This window comes from Acidimicrobiia bacterium (assembly GCA_040878325.1).
Taxonomy (GTDB): domain Bacteria; phylum Actinomycetota; class Acidimicrobiia; order Spongiisociales; family UBA11373; genus JAUYIV01.
The window spans coordinates 1-16,786 of sequence record JBBDMM010000015.1 but is presented as its reverse complement, the minus strand read 5'-3'; the positions used below and the strand labels follow the sequence as shown (position 1 = coordinate 16,786).

The 16,786-nt window shown below is 66.6% G+C and carries 17 protein-coding genes and 1 tRNA gene; 9 read left to right on the top strand and 9 right to left on the bottom strand.

Features of this window, described 5'->3' with window-relative positions; genetic code table 11:
• The first annotated feature begins 65 nt into the window (after positions 1–65).
• Positions 66–866, top strand: coding sequence for an MBL fold metallo-hydrolase (locus WD184_08710; protein ID MEX0826812.1), 801 nt, complete (start codon positions 66–68; stop codon positions 864–866).
• A complete protein-coding gene (locus tag WD184_08705) occupies positions 863–1,741 on the top strand; it encodes an alpha/beta hydrolase (protein MEX0826811.1) in 879 nt (292 codons plus the stop codon). The genes WD184_08710 and WD184_08705 overlap by 4 nt, the downstream gene beginning before the upstream one ends.
• Before the next feature lie 9 nt (positions 1,742–1,750).
• Here the strand turns inward: WD184_08705 and WD184_08700 are convergent, their stop codons facing one another.
• Positions 1,751–2,419 (bottom strand): SOS response-associated peptidase, encoded by a 669-nt coding sequence (locus tag WD184_08700; protein MEX0826810.1) that lies wholly within the window; start codon positions 2,417–2,419, stop codon positions 1,751–1,753.
• Between the two features lie 78 nt (positions 2,420–2,497).
• Positions 2,498–3,406: a mechanosensitive ion channel domain-containing protein gene (locus WD184_08695; protein MEX0826809.1), complete on the bottom strand. Its 909-nt coding sequence runs from the start codon at positions 3,404–3,406 to the stop codon at positions 2,498–2,500.
• A 76-nt stretch (positions 3,407–3,482) separates the two neighbouring features.
• On the opposite strand from WD184_08695, the gene WD184_08690 reads away from it, so the two are divergent.
• Entirely contained in the window at positions 3,483–4,397 is a 915-nt protein-coding gene (locus WD184_08690; GenBank protein ID MEX0826808.1) for an aminotransferase class IV, read from the top strand.
• Positions 4,394–5,116, top strand: a complete 723-nt coding sequence (locus WD184_08685; protein ID MEX0826807.1) for a sulfotransferase family protein — start codon at positions 4,394–4,396, stop codon at positions 5,114–5,116. Before WD184_08690 ends, WD184_08685 begins: the two co-directional genes overlap by 4 nt.
• Positions 5,117–5,228: 112 nt before the next feature.
• Here WD184_08685 and WD184_08680 read toward each other — a convergent pair whose 3' ends face one another.
• The 5 genes from WD184_08680 to WD184_08660 all read right to left on the bottom strand — a co-directional run bounded on the left by WD184_08680 (position 5,229) and on the right by WD184_08660 (position 11,185).
• Positions 5,229–7,751 (bottom strand): FtsX-like permease family protein, encoded by a 2,523-nt coding sequence (locus WD184_08680; protein ID MEX0826806.1) that lies wholly within the window; start codon positions 7,749–7,751, stop codon positions 5,229–5,231.
• Between the two features lie 15 nt (positions 7,752–7,766).
• On the bottom strand, positions 7,767–8,495 hold the full coding sequence (locus tag WD184_08675; protein ID MEX0826805.1) for an ABC transporter ATP-binding protein: 729 nt from the start codon (positions 8,493–8,495) through the stop codon (positions 7,767–7,769).
• A 48-nt stretch (positions 8,496–8,543) separates the two neighbouring features.
• A complete protein-coding gene (locus WD184_08670; GenBank protein MEX0826804.1) occupies positions 8,544–9,179 on the bottom strand; it encodes an ABC transporter permease in 636 nt (211 codons plus the stop codon).
• A gap of 97 nt (positions 9,180–9,276) precedes the next feature.
• A complete protein-coding gene (locus tag WD184_08665; GenBank protein ID MEX0826803.1) occupies positions 9,277–10,266 on the bottom strand; it encodes an LLM class F420-dependent oxidoreductase in 990 nt (329 codons plus the stop codon).
• Between the two features lie 46 nt (positions 10,267–10,312).
• Complete coding sequence (locus WD184_08660; GenBank protein MEX0826802.1) at positions 10,313–11,185, bottom strand: 5'-3' exonuclease; 873 nt, start codon at positions 11,183–11,185, stop codon at positions 10,313–10,315.
• 195 nt (positions 11,186–11,380) lie between these two features.
• Between WD184_08660 and WD184_08655 the strand changes: the two genes are divergently transcribed.
• From WD184_08655 to WD184_08645, 3 genes are read left to right on the top strand one after another with little or no spacing between them, the layout of a single operon-like run.
• Positions 11,381–11,797 carry a YbaN family protein gene (locus WD184_08655; GenBank protein MEX0826801.1) on the top strand — a complete coding sequence of 139 codons (417 nt, stop codon included), beginning with the start codon at positions 11,381–11,383 and terminating at the stop codon, positions 11,795–11,797.
• Between the two features lie 9 nt (positions 11,798–11,806).
• Positions 11,807–12,325: a hypothetical protein gene (locus WD184_08650; GenBank protein ID MEX0826800.1), complete on the top strand. Its 519-nt coding sequence runs from the start codon at positions 11,807–11,809 to the stop codon at positions 12,323–12,325.
• Positions 12,322–13,170, top strand: a complete 849-nt coding sequence (locus WD184_08645; GenBank protein MEX0826799.1) for a sulfurtransferase — start codon at positions 12,322–12,324, stop codon at positions 13,168–13,170. The genes WD184_08650 and WD184_08645 overlap by 4 nt, the downstream gene beginning before the upstream one ends.
• 130 nt (positions 13,171–13,300) lie before the next feature.
• On the opposite strand, the gene ligD is transcribed toward WD184_08645, so the two are convergent.
• Positions 13,301–15,109 carry a non-homologous end-joining DNA ligase gene (gene ligD / locus WD184_08640; GenBank protein MEX0826798.1) on the bottom strand — a complete coding sequence of 603 codons (1,809 nt, stop codon included), beginning with the start codon at positions 15,107–15,109 and terminating at the stop codon, positions 13,301–13,303.
• Positions 15,110–15,240: 131 nt separating this feature from the next.
• Here ligD and WD184_08635 point away from each other — a divergent pair.
• Positions 15,241–15,316, top strand: a tRNA-Lys gene (locus WD184_08635).
• 46 nt (positions 15,317–15,362) lie between these two features.
• On the opposite strand, the gene WD184_08630 is transcribed toward WD184_08635, so the two are convergent.
• Entirely contained in the window at positions 15,363–16,211 is an 849-nt protein-coding gene (locus WD184_08630; protein ID MEX0826797.1) for a hypothetical protein, read from the bottom strand.
• 123 nt (positions 16,212–16,334) lie between these two features.
• On the opposite strand from WD184_08630, the gene WD184_08625 reads away from it, so the two are divergent.
• Positions 16,335–16,721: a hypothetical protein gene (locus tag WD184_08625; protein MEX0826796.1), complete on the top strand. Its 387-nt coding sequence runs from the start codon at positions 16,335–16,337 to the stop codon at positions 16,719–16,721.
• Positions 16,722–16,786: the final 65 nt, after the last annotated feature.

The following is a 16,786-nucleotide window of genomic DNA, read 5'->3' as shown; positions in this document are numbered from 1 at the left end:
TTGTAGGAGTCGAGCCCCGAGTCGCGCGTCGGGTGGCCGGCAGCGGGCTGTTTACCCTCCTCTTCATGGCGGAGCAATGGACCGAGGTCGGCGACGGAGTCCATGTGCGCCGCCATCGATCACTCGATCTCAACATCGGGGCCGTCATCTGCCCCGGCGGCATCCTGCTGATCGACACTCGCGCCAGCCATCGCCAGGGCAGAGAGTTGCACCGCTCCCTCGATGCGTTCGGGCTTGCGGTCCGATGGGTGATCAACACCCACCACCACTGGGACCACGCTTTCGGCAACGCGGTGTTCGAGGGGTCGGCGATCTGGGGACACGCTCGGTGCGCCGAAGCCCTGCAAGAGCACGGTGAGGCGATGCGACGCTCGGTCGTCGAGATGGCACCCGAACACGCTGCCGAATTCGAAGAGGTCGTGATCAAGCCGCCCACCTTCACCTTCACCACCGAGTCCCAGGTCTCTTTCGGCGGGCGCGAGGTGGTGCTGCGTCACCTGGGCCGGGGCCACACCGACAACGACACTGCCGTGTTCGTTCAGGGAGTGGTGTTCGCCGGTGATCTGATCGAGGAGGGGGCCCCTCCTTCATTCAACGACTCGTATCCCCTCGAATGGCCGGAGACCACTGCCGCTCTCGCCGCCGCGTCGGGTGGAGTGGTGGTGCCGGGTCATGGGGCGGTGGTCGACGCGGCATTCGTGAACTCCCAGCAGGCCGAATTGGCCGAAGTGGCTTCGCTCGCCCGCCAGTACCACGCCGAGGGCTTGACGCCGGAGGCGGCGGCGTCTCGAGGAGGGCCCTATCCGGTGAGCGTCCTCGAAGGCGCTTTCACCCGGGCATGGAGCCATCTCGAGGCCGCCCGATGACCCCGGCGTGGTTCACCAGAGCGCTGACGGCCGCGCGCCGGGATCGGCGGGTCGATGTCGACGGCGCCTCAGTCCATTTCGTGGAATGGGGAGATGTCGGGCACCCCGGGCTCGTGTTCGTGCACGGAGGCGCGGCCCACGCCGAATGGTGGGCTCATCTCGCCCCACTCTTCACGTCCCACTACCACGTGGCGGCGATCGACCTGAGCGGCCACGGCGAGAGCGGATGGCGCGAGCGGTACTCCCATGACATCTGGGCAAGGGAGGTCGTATCGGTGGCGAAGGCGGCAGGGTTCCCGGGGCCACCGGTTGTCATCGGTCACTCGCTCGGCGGCCTCGTGACCATCCAGACCGCAGCCACGTACGGCGAGGAACTCGCCGGGGCCGTCATCGTCGACTCCCCGGTGCGGCGTCCCGACCCAGAGTCGGAGGAGGGAACCCGGGGCCGCGCCTTCCGGTCGCCAGGGATCTATCCGGAGTTGGAGATCGCCCTGGGGCACTTCCACTTGATCCCCCCGCAGCCCGACCCCGAGCCCTGGGTGCTCGACCATGTCGCCAGGCACTCACTGAAGGAGACCCCCCACGGCTGGACGTGGAAGTTCGATCCGAACCTCTTCACCCACACGATGGTGGCGATGAACGACCAGCTGGCGTCGGTCCGCTGCCGGGTGGCGGTGCTGCGGGGTGAGCACAGCGTCGTAGTACCCGAAGACACCGCGGCCTATATGTACGACCTGATGGGCAGGGTGTCTCCGATGGTCACGATCCCCGAGGCCCATCACCATCTGCTCCTCGACCAGCCGCTCTCGCTGGTGTCGTCGCTGCGAACCCTCCTCGCCGATTGGGAGCACTCGGTCCCCTTCGCCCGATCCTGAGCCGCGAGGTCACCGGAGGGGTTCGGCGCACTCCGGAAAGTTGTTCATCACGCTGTTGACCAGGGTCGAGACCGGGTGTTCGATCAGTCGGTCGGCTGCCACCAGCATCGACCGCAACGACCCTGCGTCGTCAAAGGTGGGGTCGAGCCAGCGCTCCCATGTATCGGACGGGAGCACCACCGGCATTCGGTCGTGAATCTTGCCGACGAGTTCGTTCGGCTTGGTGGTGACGATGGTGCAAGTGGTGATCCGCTCGCCCTCCGGGTCGCGCCACGAGGCCCAGAGTCCCGCCAGGGCGAGCGGCTCCCCGTCGATCGAGTGGATGAAGTGGGGCAGCTTCCCGCCCGACTCGAGCCGCTCCCACTCGTAGAACCCGTCGGCCGGGACGATGCAACGGCGACGAGCGAAGGAATCCTTGAAGGCCGGTTTCGAGGCAACCGTCTCCGCCCGGGCGTTGATGTGCTTCGAAGCGACCTTCGGTGAATCCGAGTACCAGGGGATCAGTCCCCATTTGAACTTCCCCAGAGTCCGCGCGCCCTCGTGTTGAGCGACTGCGTAGACCTCGTCGGTTGGCGCGACGTTCCACGAGGGATCGAGCGACTCGGGCAGCGCCAAGCCCGCCCCGAAGTGGTCGGCGTAGGACTGGGCGCTCTGGGCCTGGACGAATCGACCGCACATGGAGGGATTGTCGCGCGTAAGCGGCTACCCGCCTCCCACTACCCGCTACCGCAATCGCTAATCGCCAATCGCCAATCGCTACTTCTCCCCGCGATCCTGTAGCTCGATCGGGCCGCGCAGGTGGGTCCGAATCGTGTGGTAGGCGAGCTCGATGTCGGGCCGATCGGCGATCGCCCGCAGAAAGCCCTTCCAGATCTCCTGTTCCATCTGCCGGGTACGGCCGACTGCTGCCACCACCCTTGCCGTCAGCAGGATCCCGCTGTCCCGGACCGTCACGAACACGACCGGGTCGAGCATCGTGATCCCGATCCGGTAGTGATCGGCGGACTTGCGGAGCTCGAGGCCGGCGGCGACCTCGGACCGATCGGGAGCGACTTCCTCGATGACCCGCGACAGGATCTGCTCGGCCTCCTCCCAATTTGACTCGAAGGTGACCAGCACCGGGATCTCGAGCCACAGGTACCGGAAGCCCTCGGTGTAGTTGGCGACCGGCTCGGTGAATAGCGTCCCGTTGGGCATGTGGAGCAGCCGACCGGTGGGCTGCTCGGCATCGACGCGGTCGGTGCCGATCTCGAACAAGGTGAAGCGGAACGCGCGGATGTCCACCACATCGCCCTTGTGGCCCCTGACCTCGATGCGCTCGCCCAGCCGGAACGGGCGCCGAACGACGATGTACAGCCAGCCCGCCAGGTTCTTGAGCACATCCGAGAGAGCGATGGCGAGTCCCGCAGTGAGGAACCCGATGTAGGTGGGGATGCCGCTGCCCTCCACCCACAGCGTCACCACCACGATCGCACCGATGAGCCCGATCGCGTAGCTGAGGAACTTGCGGGTTCGGTACCAGACCCCGGTGTCCTCGATCCGCCGCTTCACGATCGCCAGCACCGCCGCACGAATGACGACCAGGCCGACAAGCCAGACTGCGGTCAGCACCAGTTGGGACTGGGTATGGGTGAGGTTCAGCCAATCGGCGATGCGGTCGATCACACCCGCGAGGCTAGACCGTCGATTATCGGGCTGACCGAGGCTATGGGGGCGACCCTGCCTCACTACGCTGCCGGCGGTGGCGCCCACCACCCATTCGGCCCTGCACGACGACCGCAATGCCGGCGTGCTCGTCTACGTGAACGGGGAGTTCCTCCCCCGCGACCAGGCCAGGATCTCGGTCTTCGATTCGGGATTCCTGATCGGTGACGGCATCTGGGAGGGGATCCGGCTCCACCACGGCGAGTTCGCATTCCTCGATCGACATCTCGACCGGCTGTTTCACGGGCTGGACGTCGCCTCGATCGAGTGCGGGTTCGATCGCGCCGGGATCGAGGCCCTGCTCCATGAAGTCGTCGACCGCAACGGCATGACCGACGGCGTCCACGTTCGATTGATGATCACCCGGGGGGACAAGAAGACTCCGTCGCAGCATCCGGCCAACCTGGTTGGCGGACCCAACGTCGTGGTGATCGCCGAGTGGAAACAGGCCGACCCAACCGTCCGCGACCGCGGGATCAAGCTGGCGACTTCCACGGTGCGCCGTCCCCCGCCTGACACGCTCGACCAACGCCTCAACTCCCATTCGAAGCTCCATGAGGTCATCGCCCTCGTAGAGGCGACCGAGGCGGGCGCCGACGAGGCCCTGATGCTCGACACCGAGGGCCATGTGGCCACCTGCAACGCCACCAACTTCTTCATCGTCACCCGCGGCGAGCTGTGGACCTCCGTGGGCCATGCGAACCTTCCCGGCATCACTCGCGCCGTGGTTCTGGAGGAGGCCCGCGCTGCGGGCATTCCGGCGCACGAACGCGCCTTCACCCTGGCTGACGCCCACCCGGCCGATGAGGCATTCGTCACGGGCACATTCGGTGGCCTCACCCCGGTCGCCGCCATCGACGGCAACCCGATCGGTGACGGGAAGCTCCGCCCGATGACGGATCGCCTCAGGGCTCTCTACGAGGCCCGGGTGGAGCGGGAGACGGGCGGTTGACCACGAAGCGGATCTGCCTGTGGTCGGGTCCCCGCAACGTCTCGACCGCCCTGATGTACTCGTTCCGCGAGCGGTCCGACACCAGCGTGGTCGACGAGCCGCTCTACGCCCATTACCTCGCCGCGACCGGAGTCGAGCACCCCGTGGTTCAGAACGTCATCGCCTCCCAGGACACCGACGGGGCGCATGTGATCGAGACGGTCGTGTTCGGACCCTCGCCGACCCCGGTGCGCTTCTTAAAGCACATGGCCCACCACCTGGTCGACCTCGATCTCTCCCTCGTCGACCGTGCCGACAACGTGCTCCTCACCCGTGACCCGATGGAGATGCTGCCTTCGCTGGTGAAGCAGGTGCCCAACCCCACCCTGGAGGGGACCAGTCTTCCGATGCAGGTGAGGCTGCTGGAGCGGATGGAGCACGCAGGCCGCTCTCCGCTGGTGCTCGACTCCCGGTTGCTCCTCGCGGACCCTCCCGGGGTGCTGGCGGCCTTGTGCGATCGCCTGGGACTCGACTTCGACCCGGCGATGCTCTCGTGGCCGGCCGGCCCCAAGCCGGAGGATGGGGTCTGGGCCCAGCATTGGTACCAGCGGGTGCATCGGTCCACCGGCTTCGAACCCTCCGAGCCCGGCGTCCCGCCGATGCCGGGTCACCTGATCCCCCTGTTGGCCGAGTGCCGCCCCCTCTACAACCGCCTCCGCCAGCACGCCCTAACCGGGTGATGTCCTGCGGGAGGTGAAACCTCTTCTCTTGTCTTGCCGGAGGCGGGAGGCGGGTGGCGGGCGGCGTTACTCCTGTCTTGCGGAAGGCGGATGGCGGAAGGCGGAAGGCGGCCTACTCATACGAAATCGCCTCAAGGATGTCCATCCGGGCGCCTCGGCGTGCCGGCACTATCGCGGCGATCACTCCACCGATCCCGGCGAGGAGCACGTAGATGGCCAGCTGGGTCCACGGGATCGCCAGAGTGAGGCCCTGGCCAACCGACAGCACGATGGCCGAACCGAGCACCACCCCCACCAGCAGGCCGAGCAAACCGCCGAACACCGCGATCAGCACCGCCTCCCAGCGGATCATCCGGCGCACCTGGCGGCGCTGCATGCCGACTGCCCGGAGCAGCCCGATCTCGCGCCGGCGCTCCGAGATCGACAGGGCAAGCGTGTTGATGATCCCGAGCAGGGCGATGATGAGTGCAAAGCCGAGCAGCACCACCAACAGGTTGAGCAGGTCGTCGATCTGCTCCTCAATGTCTGCGATCAGTTCTTCGGTGTTGGTGAGGGCGGCATTGGGGTAGCGATCGGTGACCTGCTCGATTGCCGGCCGTACCGCCTCGGGGTCGGCTCCTTCCTCGAGAAGGATGTAGATGAACCGGTCGAGGTTGAAGTCGATGTTCTCCTCGAAGGTGGCCAGGTCGATGATCAGCGGCACTCCGATCGGTGACTCCTCGAAGATCCCGGCGACGGTGAGTTCGACAAAACGCCCCGACGGCAACTGGATCTGGAACGAGTCCCCCGCGCCCACTTTGAACGAGTTCGCCTCCTCTACGGAGAGCAGTGCCGTACCCGGCCCGAGGTCGGCGACTTCCCCCTCGCGCATCTCCAGGGCGGCGACCAGGTCGAGCGGACCGTCGACGCCGAGCAAGAACTTCTCGACCCCGTCGGGCCCCGCCCGATACTCCCCCATCCGATCACGCACGACCACCTCGACCCCCTCGACCTGGCGGAGCTCAGGGGCGAGGGAGGACGACAGCCCTGAGGCGCGAGGGTCACCGAACCCTGAGAGCCGCACCTGGAAGTCGGTGGCGAAGTCCTCGCGGAAGGCGTCGGCGACAGCCGCCTTGGCCGAAGCCTGGAACACGGCGATCACGCTCACCAGCGCCACTCCGATCATCAGCGCCGAGGCGGTGGCGGCGGTACGCCGCGGCCGGCGGATGGCGTTCTCCCTGGCGAGCTGGCCCACCACCCCGAGGTACCGGGCAAGCGGGGCCCCGGCCACGGCAGCGAAGTTGCGGGCGACGAGAGGGGCGAGCATCGAAACCCCGACGAAGGTGATCAAGGCACCGACCCCGACCAGAGCGATGGAGTTGGAGATCTCCAGCAGCAGGCCCAGCAGCACCAACGACAGCCCGATGGCAGTGACCGCCGCCCCCGCGGCGATCCGGCTGCGGAGCGAGCGGGGTGGAGCGGCCACCTCTCGCAGCGCGGCGATCGGCGGGATCCGCGAGGCCCGTCGCGCGGGTGCCACCGCTGCCACCACGGTGACCAGCACCCCAACCACCAGGCTGACCAAGACGGTTCGTGGGGCCACCACCAGCGTCGACGACGGAATACCGAAACCGGCGGCGGAGAACACCGCCTTGAGGCCGAACGCGACCAGGATCCCCACCCCCACCCCGACCACGGCGGCGATCAGGCCGACGATCAGGGCCTCGATCACCACCATCATCGTCACCTGCCGTCTGGTGGCCCCGATCGCCCGAAGCAGGGCGAGCTCGCGGGTCCGCTGAGACACGATGATCCGGAAGGTGTTCTGGATGAGGAAGGAACCCACGAAGATCGCCACCCCGGCGATCACCAGCAGGATGGTGCTGAGAAAGGTCAGCCCCTCGGTGAAGAGGGCGACCTCATCCTCGGTCTGCTGGGTCGAGGTGACCACTTCGGTCTCCTCGGGGAGGAACTCGCTGATTTGAGCCAGCACCAGTAGCGGGTCGACACCGTCATCGACGACTACCGCGATCGAGTCGACCAGACCTTCGGCCTCGAACACCCGCTGGGCGGTCTCGAATTCGAAGATGGCGAGGGTGGCGCCGAGCAGGTTGTCGGCGTCGCCGAAAGCGGCGATGCCCGCGATAGTGAAGGTCTCGGTGCCCACGGGGAGGATCACCTGGATGGAGTCCCCCGCCTCGAAGTCGTTGGCGTCGGCCGCGTAGGAGTCGATCACCACCTGGTCGGGCGACCGGGGCCAATCACCCGAGCGGATGATGACCGGGGTCAGCGTCTCGCCGGCCGGCACGTACGAGAACCCGAAAGTGGGCGGGCCGCTGCCGCCGACCGGCTCGCCCTCCTTGTCGACCAGTTGGGCGATACCTTCGACGCTCGGGGCGGCAATCACCACGCCGGGGACCGCAGCCACCAGTTGCACCACGTCCTCGTCGATACGGGTCCCGCCCAGCCCGAATTCGGAGGTGCCCCTGACGTAGAGATCGACCCCTTCGTTGACCTCGCCCAGCAGGTCGTCGAACGACCGCTGGATGCTGTCGGTGAACACATAGGTGCCGGCGACGAACGCCACGCCCAACACGATCGCAAGGGCGGTCAGCGCCAGCCTGACCTTGTGGGCGAAGACGCCCTTCAGGGCCATGCGCAGCATTGGGGCCTAGCCCATGCCCTTGAGGAACTCGAGGATCTGCTCGGCGGTCGGATCGTGGAGTTCGCCCACAACCTGGCCGTCGGCGAGGAAGACCACCCGGTCGGCCCAGGCGGCCGCCCGCGGATCGTGAGTAACCATCACGATGGTCTGGCCGAACTCGTCCGCCGCCCGGCGCAACAAGCCGAGCAGTTCGTCACCCGACTTCGAGTCCAGGTTCCCCGACGGCTCGTCGGCGAAAACGATCTCGGGGCGGGACACCAGTGCCCGGGCCGCGGCCACTCGCTGTTGCTGGCCCCCGGAGAGCTCGCTGGGGCGATGCTTGAGTCGATCACCGAGCCCCATCGTGGTGACCACCGTGTCGTACCAGGCGACATCGGGGGTGCCCCCGGCGATCGCCACCGGGAGGGTGATGTTCTCCCCGGCGTCGAGGGTGGGGATGAGGTTGAAGGACTGAAAGATGAACCCCACCCGCTCGCGGCGAATCAGGGTCAGCTCACGCTCGGAGAGGTCGCCGAGGGACGTGTCGCCGATGAAGACCGAGCCTGATGTCAGGTCGTCGAGGCCCGCCAGACAGTGCAGCAGCGTCGATTTGCCCGAGCCTGAGGCGCCCATGATCGCGGTGAAGCGGCCCCGCTCGAAGGAAACCGCGATGCCGTCGAGCGCGACGACGCGGGTATCACCCTCGCCGTAGATCTTGGTGGCATTCTCGACCCGGGCTGCTGATTCACCGCCCATAGGCACCTCCTCAGGTGAACCGAAAGAGTAGGACCGGGCGCAAACGGATCAGCCGGCCTCGGCGCGCCGTTCGCGGCGGCTTTTCCTGGTTCGATGACGAGGCTGCCACCTAAAGAATCGCCAGGCGATCAAGGCACCGAAGATGCCCCAGGCTGCCATCACCGCCCAACTGCCAGGACGAAACGCCAAATCGGCGGTGAGTGGGTTGAAGGCATCCTGAAACGCGTTCACGAAGTGTTTGAGTGGAAACACCTTCCCGATGAACTCGAGCACCGCGGGGGGATCACCCACGGCAATGAACACGTCGGATGCAAACGCCAGCGGAAGGTAGGTCGCGTTGGCGATGGCGGGCGAGCTCTCGCCGGTTGGAGCTAGTGATCCGAGGGCCAACCCGAGGCCGGCGAACGAGCCGGCACCTAACAGGAAGGTGATGAGGGCCGCCGGCAACCGTTCCAAGTCGATCGACACGTCGTAGACCACCACGCCCACCGCGAGCATCAGGGTCGATGCCAGGAACGCGATCCAAATGCCGGAGCCGATCTTGCCGATCATGAACGCCGGCGCAGGCAAAGGGCCGACACGGGGGGTGAGACTAACGAGCCTCGCTTCGCTCGGCGGCTCCGGCTTCAGCCAAGAAGACTTCGCTCCGGCTTCAGCCCCAGCCCCAGCCAGAGAAGACTTCACTCCAGCGACCGAGTGTCCGGCTGGGGCCGTGGCCGGAGCTGGAGTCAAGAGTCAAGGGCCAAAGACAAGTACCTACAGCCGAGACTCTTGACTCTTGCTACTTGAGGGCTGGCATCACCTCGGTGGCGAACAGCTCGATCGAGTCGCCCCAGGCCGCGTCGGGGAAGTACCCGATCACGTGGGCGCAGCCCTCGTCTTTGAACTCGCCCAGGGCCTCGACCACCTGCTGGGTGGTCCCGGCGAGGGTAAGAGTGGACTCGAGCCACTTATCGACCGGGCGGCCGCGCTGCTCGGCGGCCCGTACCGCCGCCTTCTTGAGAGAGGCCTCGTCTTTGGCGACCATTATCTCCAGGTGGGTGGTCCGCCCGATCTCCGCCGGGTCACGGCCGATCTTCGCGCAATGGGCATCGAGGATCACGCCGTTCTCACGGAAGCGCTCGATCGAGCCGGCATAGTTGGCGTAGTCGGCGTGCTTGGCGACCACCTTCAAGGTCATTTCGGGACCGCTCCCCGCGATCCACAGCGGCGGGTAGGGGCGCTGCAGCGGCCGCGGCCGGTTGATCGCCCCCTTGATCGAGTAGTGCTTGCCGTCGAATGTCGCCTGGTCTTCGGTCCACATCTTCTTGATGATCTGCACCGCTTCATCCAGCTGCCGGATCCGGGTGGAGCCTTTGGGGAACTCGTATCCGTATGCCAGATACTCCTCTTCGTACCAACCCGCTCCGATGGCGAACTCGAGGCGACCACCCGAGATCACATCGACGGTGCTGGCCACCTTGGCCATGTAAGACGGTTGGCGGTAGGAGTTGCAGGTGCACATCTGGCCGAGGCGCACCCGCTGGGTGACGGCAGCGAGGGCGGCCATGACGGTCCAGCACTCGAAAGTGGGTTCCTGGGAAGCCTCCGGCACGGTGTGAAAGTGGTCGTACACCCACACCGTGTCGTACCCGCGGTCTTCGATGCGGCGCGCTACAGCGAGCATCGTCGGCCACTGTTCCGGCTCCGGGATCCCGACCAGGTCCATCTTCCAACCCTGCGGGACGAACGCACCAAACTGCATGCCTATCCGATCTCTCGTGACTCGCATTCAGGCTACCGGGGCGAGAAGCGCCTGATCTTCGAGCGCACCGTCGCTAATCCGCCCACACCCGCGGGCGGTCGCGAATGGTGTCGAATCCGTACCGGTCGCAGAAGTCGGTGAATCGCTTCCGGGGCACGCCCTTCCAGCGGAGATCCTCGGTGGTCTCGGTGAGCGGCACGTCGGGTCGAAGTCGAGCGAGAAACCTGAAGAGGAGCGCGTCGCCCATGTGCTCCCGCAACGACTCCACCAGCCGTAGCGCTCCCCGGACCGACACCGACCACAGACCGACTTCGAGCGGAATGTTCTCGATGTGCCGGTACTCGGCCAGCACCACCGAGGCCGATTTGGCTCCCCATCCAGGGACGCCCGGGAATCCATCGGCGCTGTCGCCCACCAGGCCGAGGTAGTCGGGGATCGACGCGGGCGATACGCCGAACTTCTCGACGACCCCCGCTTCGTCGATGAAGATCCCCTGACGGCGATCGAAGCCCACCACCCGCTGGCCGTCGACACATTGGCGGAGATCCTTGTCAGGGGACAGGATCACCACCTGCTCGAAATCGCCGCCGTACCTGACGACCGCCGACGCAATCGCATCATCCGCCTCGTACTCGCGCATCCGCCACACAGTCACACCGATTGCGTCGAGCGCGTCTTCAGCGATCGGGAACTGTGCCAGCAACTCCGGGGGAACCCCCACCTCGGTCTTGTAGCCGTGGTACAGGTCGTTGCGAAACGACCGAATGACCGTATCGAACGCAGCCCCGAGATGGGTCACCCCATCTTCCTGCAGCAGGTTGAGTGTCGACGCGACGATCCCATGAACGGCCCCGATCTCGCTCCCGTCGGGCGACAACCGCGACGGTGCCCCAAAGTGAGACCGGAACAGCTCGTAGGTTCCATCGAGCAGATGAAGCCTCTTCATCGCACCAGGCTATTCGACTACAAGCGCTCCAGCCCCGGCTCCGGCCGGAAGGCCTGCCGCCCACTTTCCCGTCGACACGACGCAGTGTGCCCTCTTACCAATCGCCAATCGCCCATCGCAGGCCGAGTGCAGCGAGGCCCTCCCCCGACTCGCCGTCGAAAACCCGTTCGATACTGTCGGGGTGTGCAGGAGACCATGGCTGCTGGCCTTCATCCGCGGGGACCGGCGTTGCGCGCCCTCTACCTCGTACTCGGTCTGCTCTTCGTCGGCATCGGCATCGTGGGCGTCTTTCTTCCCTTGATACCTACGACGGGCCCGCTTCTGCTCGCCGCCTTCTTCTTCGCCCGGTCCTCGGATCGGTTGCACGACTGGCTCGTCAACCATCAGCGTTTCGGCCGGTTCATCAGCGACTTCCAGAGCGGCCGGGGGATCCCGGTGCGGACCAAGGTGGTCGCGGTTCTGGCTATGACGGCGGCGTTCACCTACAGCGTCGGGTGGGTGCTGGGACCGATGGCATTGCGGCTCCTCGTCGCCGCCATCGGTATCTGGGCCATCGGCTTCGTGCTCCGAATACCCAACGCCCCGCGATCCGTGGAGGAGCCGGGCCGGTAGCCTCTCCCGGTGACCTCCAAACGGCAATTCCGCTCCGCCCTGGTCGGGGAGCACCAGTTCGTCAGCCGATTCCTGTCCAATGACTGGGAGCTGATCGGCCCCGACGGGGTCGTCGCACGAATGCGCCGGGTCCCGTCCACACACACTTCGCTGGTGTGGCTCCCGGATGGCCGCAAACTCGAGCTGAAGCCCGACGGCTGGGGCACGGTTGTGGCGGTGGGCGATTCCGAGAAGGCCAGGATCGAACGCCAGTCGTGGTGGGGGCGGCGTTGGGAGGTGACCGGTACCACCTTCGGCTACGAACTCACCTCGGACCCGACCCCCCGCCGATGGACGCTGCGAATCGGGGGACATCCGGTCGGCCGCCTCGCCGGCACAGCCCTGACCTACAACCGGGTCGACGTGCACACCGACGTGGCGGTGCCGGTACACGCGCTGATCCTCTCTTGGCACGTCATCGCCAGGCCATGGGAGGCCGCCGCCGCCGCCCGGGTCCTCAAGCCGAAGCCTCGGCCGAAGGTGCCGTGACCGATCCGCTGATCTCGGTGGATGAGCTCGCGGGGTTGCTGGCAACTGGCGACGCCAAGGTCGCCGACACCCGTTGGTACCTCGCGGAGCCAGAGCAGGGTCTCGCCGCCTATGCCGAGGGGCACATTCCCGGAGCCGTGTACCTGCACCTCGAGACCCAGCTCAGCGGCCCCATCGGCGCCGGCCGCCATCCTCTCCCCACCCGAAGCGACTTCGCCGCGACGATGGGATCACTTGGATTCGGCAACGACGACCTGATCGTGGCCTACGACGACCGTGGCGGGGCAATCGCCGCCCGACTCTGGTGGATGCTCCGCGACATCGGGCACGACCGGGTCCGGGTGCTCGACGGCGGACTGCCTGCCTGGGTGGCAGCCGGCCACGCGCTGGAGTCGGCGACCGCCGCACGGCCCGTGGCGACCATGACGGTGCGCCCCGCCACCACCCGCACCATCGACCGTGAGGCCCTGGCGGAGAGTCTCGGGGAGCTGACGCTCATCGACTCCCGCTCGGCCGAGCGGTACCGCGGCGACCAGGAACCCATCGACCCGATCGGCGGCCATATCCCCACGGCCGTCAACATCCCCTACGAGGAGAACATCGACACGGAAGGTCGGTTTCTTCCATTCCGGATGCTCTCCGCCCGCTACCGCGCAGTGGGTGCCCACGGCGACGACACCGTCGTCTACTGCGGCAGCGGCGTCACCGCCTGCCACGCCGCCCTGGCGATGGTCGTGGCCGGCCTCGGCGAGCCGATCCTGTACCCCGGCTCCTGGAGCGACTGGAGCAGCGCCGAGATGCCATTTGTCACCGGAGACGAACCAGGCGAGGTGCTTCCGTACTAGGCCGGGGCTGCGCCCCGGCCCGCGATGCGCAATCAGCAATGAGCAGCGCGTTGGAGCCAACGAGGACCTAGACGCGTCGCGCATTGCGCATTGCACATTGCGCATCGCAGAACCGAGGCCGACATGATGTCTAGTTCCCGAGTGTGCTCTCCGCGCGATCTAGCGTCTGCCCGCCTCTCAGGACCGGCGCGAAGAGGTCGCCGTGGCGGGCGACGCGGTCCCAGATGCTGGCGATGGTGAAGTCCGATGGATTCACTGCGCCGACCTCGTCCCACAGAATGGGGGTCGACACGGGTGCACCGGGGCGGGGGCGCACCGAATACACCGAGGCAATCGTCTTGCCGCCGACGTTCTGGTTGTGGTCGATGAACACCTTGCCCTTGCGCTTGGGAATGTCCCACTCCATCGTCGCCAGGCTCGGGTCCGCGCCGACGACGAGACGACCCACCGTCTCGATGAACTTCCGTACCCGCTCGTAGGGGTGCACTGGATCGAGCGGCACGTAGATGTGGAGGCCGGTGGCACCCGAGGTCTTGGGGTAGCCGGCGAGCCCGAGGCGCTCGAGCGCAACCCGGATCACCTTGGCCACAGTGACCACCTGGTCCCATTCGGCGCCCTCGGCCGGGTCGAGGTCGAAGATGGCGAAATCGGGCTCCGTCGAAGTGAGGATCCGACTCAACCAGGGGTGGATCTCGATGGCACCGAGGTTGGCGATCCACATCAACGACTCGACGTCGGGTGCGGTCACGAAGTCGATGTCCTCCCCCTTGTGGCCGGACCACAGCGGCGCCGTCGGCAGCCATTCCGGCGCGTGTGATGGTGCCCGCTTCTCATAGAACCAGTCGCCGTCGGCCCCGTCGGGGAACCGGGCCAGCACGATCGCCCTGTCACGCAAATGGGGCAGCAGCAGTGGGGCGATCGCCGCGTAATAGGCGATCAAATCACCTTTCGTATAGCCGTCGGGAAAGAACGGCTTGTCGATGTTGGTGAGGCGCACCTGGCGATCCCGGCCGACTGGAATCCATCCGTCGGCTTCGGCACGGACCTGGACCCCAGCGGGGAAGGGCACGGACCCCGAGGCGAGTGAGCGGGTGTCGTCATCGTTCTGCGCCGGCGACCGCGTTGCCGACCGCGCCTGCTCCAACTCCGCCTGGATCGCCTCATGGCTCGACCCCTCCCTGGCCTCGGAGATAAGGGTCATCCGCATCCCTGCTTCGACTGCCGCTTCGACCAGCGGGGTCACCCGCAACGACCCTTCGCCGTACGGAAGGTGGCGGATCTCCCCGGCGTGCCCGAATTCGTTGTCGGTGAACTGGCAATGGAGCGGATCGAGCGACCAGCCCGGGAAGTTGTCGCGCAGGAATGCGAAAACTCCGAGAAAGGCCTCCTTGCTGGTCAAGGCCCCCCGCGACATGGCATGAAGGTGAGCCCAATCGACCACCGGGTGGACGAAGGGAAAGTTCCCGGCGATGAGGGCGATGTCGCCGAGGGTTCCGAAGGCACGATCGGACCCGCCGACCTCCAGGCCGAGGGCCACCCCCAGATGGCGCACCTTGGGCTCGATCACCTCGAGGCTCTTAGCCGCCAAGGCGTGCAGCTCGTCGGGTGGCCGACCCTTGGTGTAGCCGGTGTGCGCCACGATCACCCGGCTGCCGAAGGCCGCTCCCAGTTTCATGGTGTGCTCGAGCGCCGAGCGGGTGAGCTTCGCCTTCTCGGGGTCGTCGGAGGTGAGGATGGCGAAGTAGGGGGCGTGGATCGAGATGGCGATGCCGCGCTCGGCGGCGAGTGCCCCGAAGGCAGCGCACCGCTTCTCCTTCCACGGGAAGCCCTTCACGAAGGCGAACTCATACGCGCGGTGCCCCCGGGCGGCCAGGCCGTCGAGAAACGCCGCGTCGTCCCCGTCTTCGGGTGGGAGCCCGGAAACACCAAACGCGATCATTTTCAGTCTCCAGTCGCCAGTCTCCAGCAGGAGGGCCACCCGCCTCCCGCAAGATAAAGGCCGTTCCCCCTTCTGTCCTCCTCTGCTCGCGGGGCAGCGAGGCCGGGCGGGGGTGGTGCTACCTTCGCGGCGGGTCGGTAGCTCAATTGGCAGAGCAGCGGGCTTTTAACCCGAAGGTTGTGGGTTCGATTCCCACCCGACCCACCACCCCGAAAGCCGCCCGGTTCCGGCTCCCATCCTCTCTTGAGCCGGCCTAGCGCTCGGTGGGCTGAGTTTCCGCAGGGGTGGACTCACCGAGAGCGGCGCGCTGTCGACTCACCCAGGGTGAGTAGCCCCACCGCCACTTGGCGACGTACCAGGCGTAGCGGGGATGGGCGTACATCCGACGAACTGTCATACGGGAGTTCGCCTTCTCGAGCGCGGCCGTATCCCGTGCGATGCCCGGCCCGTACCGCGTCACCTGCTTCGGATAGATCTCGTGGATCAGGTGATCCCAGACCTCGAGATCGGCCTGGTTCACCGCGGCGATCCTGGCAACTGCCTCGGGATCGGCCAGTAGCCGCTTCTTGATGTCGTCGGTCGGCGCCACCCACTTCGATGCGTACGTGACATCGGGCATCCCTACGAAGCGCTTCAACATCACCAGCGACTCGTCGAACCGGTCGGCCCGTCCTACGAACGCGAAACGGTCGAGGTGGCCGACGGCCTCGGCGGCGGTCCCATCGGGCCCCGCCAGAATCCGGGTCTGCCGGTCGCGCACCGCGTCGTGAGTGATCCAATCCTCGAAGGGAAGGTCGACGCCACCACGCTGGACGTCGTATTGATAGTGAGAGGCGGTGCGGACGATCGGGTCACGCAAGAACGAGACATATCGGATCTCCCCCGCCACCTCTTCCAGCCCGGCGTAGGCGCGCACCGGATGACCGAGGATGCTCTCGAGCCGGGGATACCACCGGCGGAGCTGCGTCAGCCCATCGGGCGTCAGATGGTCTGCGGCGGGATCGGTGAGCCGGACGTCGCAGTGCCGACCACCGAACGAACGCTTGAAGACGCCGGCGAGCGTGGTTCCGGCGGTCTTGTGGATGTGGACTACAGCGATCACTGGAGATGGCATCGGCGGGCGCTGATAGCGGGTTGAGGCCTTCGGGTTTAGGACCGCCCCTCTGGGAGCAACGACCTATGCTCGGCTTCGTCGACTTGGCTTCGGGAAGGGTTCGCACCGTCGATGAGCAGGTACGCAGGAGTGATGATCATGCTGGCAGGAGGGCTGGCCGCGATTGGCTCGTGGCTCCCTTGGGCAACCGGCTTTCTTTCGGGGATCCCGGGGATAACCGGCATAGATCTCACGGACGGCTGGATGACTTTCTTCGCCGGATTGGCCTTCATGGTCCTCGGTTTCCTCACGTTCACCGGTCGCCCCTACCCGATGTGGCTGGCGTGGGCCGTGCTCGCCAATTGGACAGCAATCGCGATTATCAACTTCCTGGACATCCGCGAGACAATCGAAGACGCCGGTGTTGGCAGCATCGGCATCGGCATGTGGCTGCTGCTCCTCGGTGTCGTGATCGGCATCGTCGGACTCGTCAAGGGCCGCGGCAAGTCCGCCGCCTAGACCGTCGAGCGAGTCGTGGGGGGGGGGGGGGGGGGGGGGGGGGGGGGGGGGGGGGGGGGGGGGGG

Coding starts and splice junctions, on each gene's coding strand:
- WD184_08705 (MEX0826811.1), top strand. CDS start 863: ATGACCCCGGCGTGGTTCACCAGAGCGCTGACGGCCGCGCGCCGGGAT.
- WD184_08675 (MEX0826805.1), bottom strand. CDS start 8,495: ATGGGCGGTGAATCAGCAGCCCGGGTCGAGAATGCCACCAAGATCTAC.
- WD184_08700 (MEX0826810.1), bottom strand. CDS start 2,419: ATGTGCGGTCGATTCGTCCAGGCCCAGAGCGCCCAGTCCTACGCCGAC.
- ligD (MEX0826798.1), bottom strand. CDS start 15,109: ATGATCGCGTTTGGTGTTTCCGGGCTCCCACCCGAAGACGGGGACGAC.
- WD184_08655 (MEX0826801.1), top strand. CDS start 11,381: ATGGCTGCTGGCCTTCATCCGCGGGGACCGGCGTTGCGCGCCCTCTAC.
- WD184_08665 (MEX0826803.1), bottom strand. CDS start 10,266: ATGCGAGTCACGAGAGATCGGATAGGCATGCAGTTTGGTGCGTTCGTC.
- WD184_08680 (MEX0826806.1), bottom strand. CDS start 7,751: ATGGCCCTGAAGGGCGTCTTCGCCCACAAGGTCAGGCTGGCGCTGACC.
- WD184_08660 (MEX0826802.1), bottom strand. CDS start 11,185: ATGAAGAGGCTTCATCTGCTCGATGGAACCTACGAGCTGTTCCGGTCT.
- WD184_08625 (MEX0826796.1), top strand. CDS start 16,335: ATGAGCAGGTACGCAGGAGTGATGATCATGCTGGCAGGAGGGCTGGCC.
- WD184_08710 (MEX0826812.1), top strand. CDS start 66: ATGGCGGAGCAATGGACCGAGGTCGGCGACGGAGTCCATGTGCGCCGC.